The 10,312-nt window shown below is 73.3% G+C and carries 9 protein-coding genes; 6 read left to right on the forward strand and 3 right to left on the reverse strand.

Going from position 1 to position 10,312, the window contains the following annotated elements:
• Positions 1-9 precede the first annotated feature (9 nt).
• Positions 10-1,017, forward strand: coding sequence for a hypothetical protein (locus tag ACZ6W9_RS13630; RefSeq protein ID WP_362928635.1), 1,008 nt, complete (start codon positions 10-12; stop codon positions 1,015-1,017).
• A 755-nt stretch (positions 1,018-1,772) separates the two neighbouring features.
• Here ACZ6W9_RS13630 and ACZ6W9_RS13635 read toward each other — a convergent pair.
• Entirely contained in the window at positions 1,773-2,093 is a 321-nt protein-coding gene (locus tag ACZ6W9_RS13635) for a GroES family chaperonin (RefSeq protein ID WP_362928637.1), read from the reverse strand.
• A 77-nt stretch (positions 2,094-2,170) separates the two neighbouring features.
• Between ACZ6W9_RS13635 and ACZ6W9_RS13640 the strand changes: the two genes are divergently transcribed.
• Together ACZ6W9_RS13640 and ACZ6W9_RS13645 are read left to right on the forward strand one after the other, a co-directional pair.
• Complete coding sequence (locus ACZ6W9_RS13640) at positions 2,171-3,781, forward strand: DUF885 domain-containing protein (RefSeq protein WP_470117915.1); 1,611 nt, start codon at positions 2,171-2,173, stop codon at positions 3,779-3,781.
• 49 nt (positions 3,782-3,830) lie between these two features.
• Positions 3,831-5,066, forward strand: a complete 1,236-nt coding sequence (locus ACZ6W9_RS13645) for an ArgE/DapE family deacylase (protein WP_389955359.1) — start codon at positions 3,831-3,833, stop codon at positions 5,064-5,066.
• A gap of 145 nt (positions 5,067-5,211) precedes the next feature.
• Here ACZ6W9_RS13645 and ACZ6W9_RS13650 read toward each other — a convergent pair whose 3' ends face one another.
• Positions 5,212-7,605 (reverse strand): helicase-associated domain-containing protein, encoded by a 2,394-nt coding sequence (locus ACZ6W9_RS13650; protein ID WP_470117917.1) that lies wholly within the window; start codon positions 7,603-7,605, stop codon positions 5,212-5,214.
• A 337-nt stretch (positions 7,606-7,942) separates the two neighbouring features.
• Positions 7,943-8,458: an ATP-binding protein gene (locus tag ACZ6W9_RS13655; RefSeq protein ID WP_362928766.1), complete on the reverse strand. Its 516-nt coding sequence runs from the start codon at positions 8,456-8,458 to the stop codon at positions 7,943-7,945.
• A 184-nt stretch (positions 8,459-8,642) separates the two neighbouring features.
• Here ACZ6W9_RS13655 and ACZ6W9_RS13660 point away from each other — a divergent pair, with 184 nt between their 5' ends.
• The 3 genes from ACZ6W9_RS13660 (at position 8,643) to ACZ6W9_RS13670 (ending at position 10,223) form a co-directional block, all read left to right on the forward strand.
• Positions 8,643-9,503: a helix-turn-helix domain-containing protein gene (locus ACZ6W9_RS13660; RefSeq protein WP_389956308.1), complete on the forward strand. Its 861-nt coding sequence runs from the start codon at positions 8,643-8,645 to the stop codon at positions 9,501-9,503.
• A complete protein-coding gene (locus ACZ6W9_RS13665; RefSeq protein WP_346020519.1) occupies positions 9,504-9,740 on the forward strand; it encodes a DUF397 domain-containing protein in 237 nt (78 codons plus the stop codon). It begins immediately after the preceding gene.
• Between the two features lie 123 nt (positions 9,741-9,863).
• Complete coding sequence (locus ACZ6W9_RS13670; protein ID WP_389955352.1) at positions 9,864-10,223, forward strand: hypothetical protein; 360 nt, start codon at positions 9,864-9,866, stop codon at positions 10,221-10,223.
• Positions 10,224-10,312: the final 89 nt, after the last annotated feature.

Genomic DNA, 10,312 nt, shown 5'->3' on the forward strand with positions numbered 1-10,312 from the left:
GCTGCGGCCGTGCCCATGATCGCTGGTCTCCGCCGAACGACCCGCCGTACGGCCCGCGGAACGGTCCGCCGTACGGCCCGCCATGCCGCCGCCCTGGCCGCCGCCGTGGCTCCGGCCGCCGTCCTCGCGCCCGCCGCGCACGCGGCGCCGGCCGCGGCGGCGGTGGTGGTCGACGTCAAGCTGACCGGGACGGGCGTGACCGTCCACGAGAAGGCGGCCGACCCGGTCAAGGTGACCTCCTACACCCTCGGCAACGTCGCCTACCTCCGCCGCGACGGCCGGTTCGCCAAGCAGACCGGCTACCAGGAGATCACGGTCGCCCCGAAGGGGCGCAGGGCCGTCGCGGTGCCCACCACCTACGTCAACGACCACGACTCGGTGCTCCTCGCCGATCTCACCGCGAACACCGGCTCGAAGGTGCAGACCGTCGCCAGGCCGCTCATCGCCAAGTTCGCCCACTGGTCGCGCGACGGCGCCAAGGCGGTGCTGACCGTCCAGCGGAAGAACGGCACGAGCTGGGACACCGTCGGGTTCGCGGTCGTCGACGCCGCCGCGAAGACCGCGCGGGCGGTGACCGTGCAGGGGGCGGACAGGGCCGCCAGGTTCCGCTGGGGGCCCGGCGGAACCGAGGTGGTGACCGGGCACCAGGGCGGCACCCGCTTCTACGGCCTCGACGGCGGTCTCCGGCGCACCTTCGCCGGGACGGGCGCGCCCGCCGGGGGAGAGGACGCCTTCTCGCCCTCCGGGAAGGACTTCCTGACCTGGTGCCCGCTGACCTACACCGAGCCCGTCTGCGTCCGGGACCGCGCCACGGGAAGGCTGTCGGCCAGGGTGAACATCCGCGCCCAGGCCCTGCTGGGCTGGTGGGACGACAGGCACCTCATCGCCGTCGTCCCGTCCGGCGGCGCCTACCGGGCGGTCGTCGCCGACCTCACCGGGAGGAGCACCCGGGTGCTGGCCGACATCCCCGCCGCCGACTGGAAGGCCAAGGTCTACCTCAGCTACACCCGCCCCTGACCGTTCTCCTCGCCGGTGCGTGGAGGGGCCGGCGACGGGAGGGTTCGCCGCCGGCCCCTCGTACGGCGGGCCACGCCGCCGACGGCGGTGTGACCGGCTGTGATCATGACACCTGGACGATCACGCGCGGATCAGTTCCAGATGACGTCGCGGCGAATGCTCATGGGACACCTCCTCTCGTTTCGGACGGGGAAGGGATCCTGGGATCAGGTCCAGACGACGTCGCGGCGAATGCTCATGGGACACCTCCTCTCGTTTCGGACGGGGAAGGGATCCTGGGATCAGGTCCAGACGACGTCGCGGCGAATGCTCACGGGGTGTCGGCCTCTCTCGTGTCCGGCGGGGCAAGGGATCCTGGGATCAGGCCCAGATGACGTCGCGGCGAATGCTCATGGGACGTCTCCTCTCGTTCCGGCGGGTGACCGTGTCCGGTCGTTCCGGCGGGTGACCGTGTCCGGGCGGATGCCGGGACCGGTGGGCCGAGGCGAATCGGCCTGGCTTATGACCGGGTTGCCAGCGGCCGAAAATCACAGTAATGAGGCGGACATAGGCCGTCATTGACGTCACGCGCCCGGTTCCTTGCCGATTCGCGCACGTGCCAGGAGGAAAGGGGTGCGGAGGGTATCGGCGTTCGGCCGGACGCGTGACGGGACGGTCGGCCGAGGCGGGCGGGCAGCCGTCAGCGCCGCCGGCGCCGGAGGTGAGGACGCGTCAGCGGGACCGGCGGAGAACGCCTCGGGGGCGGCGGGAAGCGCCTAGAGGTACAGGCCGGTGCCGTTGTCGGTCTGCTGGGTGGCGATGGCGTGCAGGTCGCGCTCGCGCAGGACGAGGTAGACCTGGCCGTGCACCTCGACCTCGTACTGGTCCTCGGGATTGAACAGGACCTTGTCCCCGACCTTGACCACGCGGACGTTCGCGCCCGCGCCGCAGACCTGGCCCCAGACGAGCCGGTTGGCCATCTTCACCGTCGCAGGGATGACGATGCCCGCCGTGCTGCGCCGCTCCTCCGACTCCTGCTCCACCCTCACCATGACGCGGTCGTGGAGCATCTGGATCTCGAACTTCGGGTCACCCACAGCATGAAGCTTATGGGACGGGCGGGGCGGCGCCCGTCGAACCCCGGAGCCGGTCCGCGGCAGTAGGCTCACGGAGCATGACGGAGCTCTCCCCGGACCCGGTCGGCGACTACATCGACTGGTATCTCGACGCCAACCCCATCTTCGCCGCCCTCGTGGGCGCCGAGGGCCATGACAGGACCCTCGGCGACTTCAGCGAGGGAGGCATCCTCACCCGCGAGCGCGAGTCCCGTCGCCGGCTGGAGCTCCTCCAGGCGGTCCCCGGCGGGAGCTTCGAGGAGCGCATCGACCGCGAGCTGGTGATGTCCGGGTTGCGGGGCGGGCTGGCCCAGGAGTCCTGGCCCGCCTGGCGGCGCGATCCGTCGGTCTACACGGGGCCCGTCCTCAGCTCGATGTTCACCCCGTTCATGCACCGCCTGGCCCCCGAGGCCGAACTGGTCGAGGCCGCCGTCGCCCGGCTCGCCGAGGTGCCGGGCGTCCTCGCCGCCTGCCGGGCCAACCTCGACCCGGAGCTGGCGAGCCCCCTGCTGATCGAGCGGGGCCTGGGTCAGGCGCGGACCGCCCGGCGCCTGCTCACCGAGACGATCCCCGGCCAGGTCGCCGACGAGGCGCTACGGGCCGGGCTGGCGGCGGCGGCCGAGCCCGCGGCGGCGGCCTTCGACGAGCTGGCCGCCTTCCTGGAGGGGTTCCGGGCCACCGGGACCTGGCGGATGGGCGAGGAGCTCTACTCCACGCTGCTGCGCGACCGGGAGATGCTCGGCTACGGCGCCGACGAGCTGCTGCGCCGGGGGCAGAAGGCGTACGAGGAGCTGGACGCCGAGATGCGGGAGATCGCCCGGCGGCTGCCCGGCGGCTCCGGCGACTGGCACGCGGCCATCTCGGCCCTCCAGGATGACCACCCGCCGACCCTCGAGGACATGCGGGCCGAGTACGAGGCAGAGACCGAGCGGGCCAGGAGGTTCGTGCGCGAGCGGGGCCTGGTGACCTTCGCCGACGGCGAGGAGTGCCGGGTGGTGCCGTCGCCGGAGTTCCAGCGGCCCATCCTCGCCGTCGCCTCGTACATGATGCCCCCGCCGCTGTCGGCCTCCCGGCTCGGGCACTTCTTCGTGCCGTTCACCCCCGACTCGTTCACCGACGAGCAGGTGCGCCAGCGGCTGCGCACCAATGCCAGGGCGCAGATGCCCTCCATCGCCGTCCACGAGGCCTACCCGGGCCACCACTGGCACCTGTCCTGGATGGCGGGCAACCCGCGCCGGGCCCGCAGGCTGTTCCGCACGCCGTACTTCACCGAGGGGTGGGCCCTGTACGTGGAGAAGGTCATGCGGGAGGAGGGATACTTCACCACCCCCGCCCAGGAGCTCGCCCACCTGGAGTTCCGTCTCTTCCGGGCGGCCCGCATCGTCGTGGACGTGTCGCTGCACTGCGGCGAGATGACCGTCGAGGAGGCCGAGACCTTCATGACGGAGCGGACCTCGCTGACCCCGGGCACGGCCAAGGGGGAGGTCAACCGCTACTGCGCCTGGCCCACCCAGGCCCCGTCGTATCTCACCGGCGCCCTGGAGATCGACCGCATCCGCGCCGACTACCTCGCCGCGGGCCGCGGTGACCTGCGTTCCTTCCACGACTCGCTCGCCGGGTCCGGCGGCCTGCCCCTCGGGCTGGCTCGCCGGGTCGCCATGGAGGGCTGACGGCATGGGCGCGGGCGAGACGGGCGGGGTGTCCTCCGAGGAAGCGAGGGTGCTCGCTGCGATCGACGAGGCGGAGACGGTCCGGCTGCTGGCCGAGCTGGTGCGGACGCCCAGTGTGACCGGCACCGACGCCGAGTCGGAGCTGCAGCACCGCTGCGGGCGGCTGCTCGCCGAGGCGGGCATGGACGTCGACGTCTGGAAGCTCGACCTGGACGCCCTGCGCGCCGACCCCGGCTTCCCCGGCACCGAGGCCCCCCGCACCGAGGGCTACGGCGTGGCGGCCGTCACCGGGGGCGAGGGCGAGCCCGCCCTGATCCTGCAGGGGCACGTGGACGTGGTCCCCACCGGCGACCTGGCCAAGTGGGAGGGCGGCGACCCCTTCGGCGCCCGGATCACCGGTGACGTCCTGCACGGCCGGGGCGCCTGCGACATGAAGGCCGGCCTGGCGGCCAACCTCGCGGTCGCCGCCGCCGTCCACCGCTCGGGCGTACGGCTGGCCCGGCCGCTGGCCGTGCACTGCGTCGTGAGCGAGGAGGACGGCGGCCTGGGCGCGTTCGCCACCCTGGCGCGCGGCCACCGCGGCGAGGCGGCGGTGATCACCGAGCCGACCGGCGGAGCCGTCGTCACCGCCACGGCGGGCGCGCTGACGTTCCGCGTCGAGGTCGCCGGCCGGGCCGCCCACGGCGCGACCCGCTACGAGGGCGTCAACGCGCTGGAGGCGTTCTGGCCCGTCCTGGTGGCGCTCCGGCGGCTGGAGGCCGGCCGCAACCGCGACCCCGATCCGATCTTCACGGGCAACCCGCTCCCCTACCCGATCGAGGTCGGCACGGTCCGCGCGGGCGACTGGGCCAGCAGCGTGCCCGACCTGCTGGTCGCCGAGGGCCGGATGGGCGTGCGGCTGGACGAGGACCCGGCCGAGGCCCGCCGCGCCCTGGAGGAGGCGGTCGCCGGGATCGACGACCCGTGGCTGCGCGCGCACCCGCCGGTCGTGACCTGGCCCGGCGGGCGGTTCGCGAGCGGCCGGATGCCCGCCGGGCACGAGCTGCCGGCCCAGGTCGCGGCGGCGGTGGCCGACGTCACCGGGGCCCGGCCGGCCGAGACGGCGGCGCCGTACGGCAGCGACCTGCGCCTCTACGCCGCGGGCGGGGTGCCGACCCTGCACTACGGCCCCGGGGACGTCCGCCTCGCCCACGCCCCGCGCGAGCTGGTCGGCCTGCGCGAGCTGCGCGACGTCACCCGGGTGCTGGCCCTGCTGGCGGTGCGTCGCTGCGGGGTGCGCGGCTGACCGTCGTCAGCGGACGGCGACGCCCGACTCGACGGGCGGCCCCGCCTCGACCCGGTCCTGGATGCCCTCGCGGTACTTGCGGACGTTGCCGTAGCCGAGGCCGGTCAGCCGCCGGGCCACCGCCTCGCTGTTGCCGCAGGCGGGATCAGGCGTAGGCGCCGCGGACCTCGATGATGTCGGCCAGCGGGAACTCCAGGTAGTCGCCGGCCTCCTCGCACCACGCGTCGAGCACGCCGCTGCGCAGCTCCCCGTGGCTGATGGTGGCGGTCAGGCCGTCGGCGAGCGTGATCGCGGCCCGGACGCCGCGGTCCACCACGAAGCCGAGCAGCGACTGCTGGGCCGTCGGCAGCCGGGAGGCCATCCGGCCGATGACCGCCCACGTCCGGCCGCCGGCCTGGGCGACGTGGTTCTCGGCGGACAGCAGCCGCCGGGCGTGCTCGCCGGGGTCCGGCGGCGGCTCGACCAGCGGGTGCGGCTGCTCCAGTTCGGCGACCCGGCCACCGGGCAGCAGGATCAGCCGCCCGTTCTGCGGCTCGTCGATGCGGGCGCGGCGGATGGTGATCTCCCCGGTGTCCTCGACGGGGACCGGCGCGTAGCCGCTCTCCCGGAGTGCGGCGAGGGTCCGGTCGGCCGATTGCCCGCTCGCCAGCACGGTGGGCGCGAGCAGCCGGAGGCCCAGCCGGGACAGCCTCCGGTGCCCGGCGATCTCGGCCAGCAGTCCGGGGTCGGACGCCTGCACGATGCAGGCGACCGTGGTGACGGTGACCTCGCCGTGCCGCCTGGCCACGTCGCGCACGAGGTAGTCGAGGGGCTGCGGCACCGAGCCCACCCCGGCCAGGTCGGCCAGCAGCTCGTCGGCGGTGTGCCCGGCGTCCATCGCCCGGCGCACGCTCGCCGGGGTGAACCGCCACACCGACGCGGTGCCGCGCGACTCGCGGTCGGCGGCGCGGTCCAGCAGCTCGGCCAGTTCGGCGGAGGGCGGGCCGGTCACCACGGCGGTGAGGTCGGCGCCGAACAGCGCGCTGCGGCGCACACTGGCCAGCGCCCGGACGGAGCACTCCACCAGCATCGGGTCGTGCTCCACCGCCGGCGCGCAGTCGTCGTTCTCGTCCCCGGCGACGGAGTCCAGGGAGGCCAGAGCGCGGCCGAGGTCGGTGACGGCGTCGCAGGCGACCAGCCCGAGCATCCGCGCCTCCTCCAGCACGGCCGGGGCGCACTCGGCGAGCAGCGGCAGGTCGAGCAGCGGGGCGTGCCAGTGGGCCGCCCTGACGAGCCCGTCCATGTCGGTGCACGCGGTGCTCGCCGGCAGCCGGGCCAGCACGCCGAGGACGGCGCGCCGGGCACGGGCGACCGAGGCCCCGGCGAGGTCGTCGCCGAGCACGGTGCCGTACCTGCCGTCCACCCGGCGCAGCGACGAGCGCTCCATGCGCCACCACGCCGACAGCAGCACCCGCAGCCGGGCGGCGGAGTCGTCCAGCCGCCAGCGGTCGAACTTCTCGGTCGGCACCAGGCCGCCGGCCGGCTCGTCCCAGGACAGCAGCCGGGCCACCGCGCAGACCTCCAGCAGCAGCCGGGTCTCGTCCTCGTCGCAGCCGGTGTCCCTGGCCAGCCGCCTGACCTCGCGCACGCCGATCCCGCCGGCCTTCAGCAGCGGCAGCGGGACCTTGGCGGTGTTCTCCAGCATCGCCGAGCAGCGCTCCACCACGTGCGGGGCGGCGAGCGTCATCAGGTGGTCGACCGTCTCGGGATCGACCGGGACACCCGCGAGGTCGGGCGGGACGGGGGTGAAGGGCGGGTGGTAGCCGGGCCCCCGCACGGCGAGCGCCACCTCCCGGGGCATCTCGGCGACGTTCCAGCTCGGCCGGAAGAGCAGCCCGTGGTCGCCGGCCCATTTCTCCGGAGTGCCCGGCGTGACGAACCGCCCGCCGTCGACGTCGCGGACCGGGCCGTCCCAGGCGAACTCCTCCAGCAGCGCCCGGGTGCCCTCCGGCGCCCGCCCGGCCATGGACGTGACCCGGCCGGGGTCGGACAGCATCTCGATGATCCGGGTGACGGTGCGGCGCTTGGGGCCCTGCGGCAGGCCGAGCGTCCTGGCCAGGGCCCGCAGCGCGTCGGCGCTGACCGTCCAGGAGTCCAGGTAGTGGGTGAGCGGCTCGCCGAGCCCGCAGGGGGCGGTCCACCACCGCGCCACCCCCTCGGCGACGCGGATGCGCCCCTCGGCGTCGGGCCAGGCCAGGGCGTGGTCGAAGAGCCGATCGATCCAGGGGGCCACCTCGGCCTCGGGCGCGCCCATGAACCGGGCCAGCTCCTCCAGCCCGACCCGGCCGCCGAGGGCGAGTGACGCCTGCGCCACCTCGACGGCGGGCAGCGGAAGGCCCCGCATGACCCCGATCACCGCGAAGCCGCTGCCCAGTCGCTGGGCGAGGGTGTCCAGGCGGCGGGGCCACGGCGGGGCGATGGCGTCCGGCCGGTTGGCCAGCAGCCGGGTGAGCCGGTCTTCGTCGAGGGTCTTCAGCCAGCCGAGCAGGTCATCGTCCATCTCGCAGCTCTCTCAGGAATCTCGCGCGGGGACTCTCCGTGAGCCATAGGCATCCACGGTAATGCAGAGGGCATCCCGGGAGGCATGCACCGCGCAGAATGCAATGAGTTCCCCGCCGGTGACCATCTGTTCTCTGGCCGGGTCCCGGGGCCGCCCGATGGGGAGTCGGATGGCGGCCCCGGAACCGGGCCGGCGCCAGATGAGGGGAAGAGGCGGCGCCTTCCAGGAAGGTCTGTGGGGTGTGCGGGGTGTGCGGGCTTCGGGGACGGGCCGTTCCGGTTCCGCTCCGTGGATCTCCGGCCGGGCGGCGCGGCGGGCGGTCAACGGAAACGGGGACCTAGCCGAGGACGGCCCAGACGATCTTGCCGTAGGGGGCCAGCGGCGCCCAGCCCCAGCGGAGGCTGAGCGAGTCGACGATGTGCAGTCCGAGGCCGCCGACGTCCAGCGGGGAGGGATCGCGGAGCGAGGGGAAACCGGCGCCGGGGTCGTTGAGCGCGCAGACCACGAGGCCGTTCCTGCGCAGCAGGGAGAGTCTGATGGGCTCCCTGGCGCGCGTCTCGGCCAGCCGCAGGCCGTGCCGGAAGGCGTTGGTCGCCAGTTCCGAGACGACCAGTTCCATGCTCTCGCTCAGGTCGCCGAGGTTCCAGCCGGTCAGGGTGCCGGTGGCGAAGCTGCGCGCCGAGTGGACCGATTCCGCGCTCGGGGGAAGCACAAAGGTGGCGCTGGCCGGAGCCGGGGAGCCGGACAGGAGGTCGCGCGCGGCTTCGGGCCACCAGCCCACGGGCGGCCACCAGTCGAGCGCCGTCCACGACGTTCTGGGGGGAGCGGTTCGGGCGGACTGCACACGGATCATCATGATGCAAACTCCTGTGCAGGTGCAAGAGCGAATGCACGTGCATTGGACGTGTGCAAGCGCTACGGTTACCCGTAAGTCGGTCGACCAACGCGGAAAGGGGATTTTCCGCGGCCAAGGAAGTCACGGGCCGCGAAGTGACAAACTGTCGATCAGGAAAGCGAGCGAGGAGCACCACGTGGCCATGGACCCGCCCGGTACCGGTTCCACCGTTCGGCGCATCATGCTCGGCGCCAGCCTGCGCCGCCTGCGTGAGGAGAAGGGGCTCACCCGCGAGGCCGCCGGATTCCACATCCGCGCCTCGGAGTCCAAGATCAGCCGGATGGAACTCGGCCGTGTCGGTTTCAAGACCCGGGACGTGGAGGACCTGCTCACCCTGTACGGCGTGCTCGACGACGCGGAACGGCGCGGCCTGCTGGAGATGGTCCGCGAGGCGAACACCCCCGGATGGTGGCACAAGTACGGCGACCTGCTGCCGAACTGGTTCACCACCTACGTGGGGCTGGAGGAGGCGGCGAGGGTGATCCGCACCTACGAGGTGCAGTTCGTGCCCGGCCTGCTCCAGACGTCCGACTACGCGCGCACCGTGATCCGGCTCGGCTACCCGGACGCGCCGGAGGCGGAGATCGAGCGTCGTGTGCACATGCGCATGCAGCGGCAGGAGCGCTTCACCCGCAAGGACGGCCCGCGTCTGTGGGCGGTCATCGACGAGGCGGCTCTGCGCCGGCCCATCGGGGGCAAGGAGATCATGCGCGAGCAGGTCCAGCACCTGCTGGAGGTGGCCGCGCTGCCCAACATCACCCTCCAGGTGATGCCCTTCAGATTCGGCATGCACGCGGCCGAGGGGGGCGCGTTCAGCATCTTACGGTTTCCCGAGTCCGACCTGTCGGACGTCGTTTACGTCGAGCAGCTCTGGGGTGCCCTCTACCTGGACAAGCGTGAGGACGTCGACCCCTACCTCACGGCCATGGAGCAGCTGTGCGTGGAAAGCACCACGCCCGGGGGCACCGCCGAGATCCTCGGCGACCTTCTCGGAGAGATCTAAATGGAGAAGACCTACAACGGCATGCCCGCCACCGATCTGGCGGGAGCCAGGTGGCGCAAGAGCCGCTACAGCAACTCGACGGGCAACTGCGTCGAGCTGGCCGAGCTGTCGGACGGCAGCATCGCCGTCCGCAACTCGCGTTTCCCCGACGGCCCGGCCCTGATCTACACACGCGACGAGATCCGCGCCCTGGTACTCGGGGTGAAGGACGGGGAGTTCGACAGCCTCACCGTGTAACAGTGTTTTTACACCCGGCTCATCTGGTTAACCCGGCCGCGCCGGAGGCGTAACCGGGGACGCGGCCCGGGGGGCGAGAGTGGGGCCCACAGCTGATAGGGGGCTTCGACCGTGCTCGACCAGATGACCTTGTATCCCGTGGCCGACGACGTGCTGTTCGCACCGGGCGGGCGCGTCGTGATCCGCACCTACGGCGTGGCCTCGCCCGTCGGCCGGGACGGGACGCCCGCCCCGGTGTCCTACAGCACGTGGGTCACCGGGGTGCGCGACCAGCCCCGCTACTGGCGGTGGCGGCACTTCGAGGAAGCCCGCCGCGGCCACCGCGGGGTCATCGAATGGCTGACCGGCCGCGGACCGCAACCCGGCGCGGCGACCGTCCCCGCCGGCCCGGCGGTCTCCGGCGAACCGGGCCCCGCCGTTCCGAGGGTTCCCGCCGGACCCGTCCCCGCCACGGCGGCGGTCCCCGGCGGTCCGCTCCTCTAGCCCTGTTCTTCGCACATGAGGATTCACGGTCTGTGTCGTCGGTGGCGGCCGGGATATCTAACGGGGTATGAGCGGTCCTTCGCGTCAAC

Source organism: Streptosporangium sp. NPDC053982 (assembly GCF_055585205.1).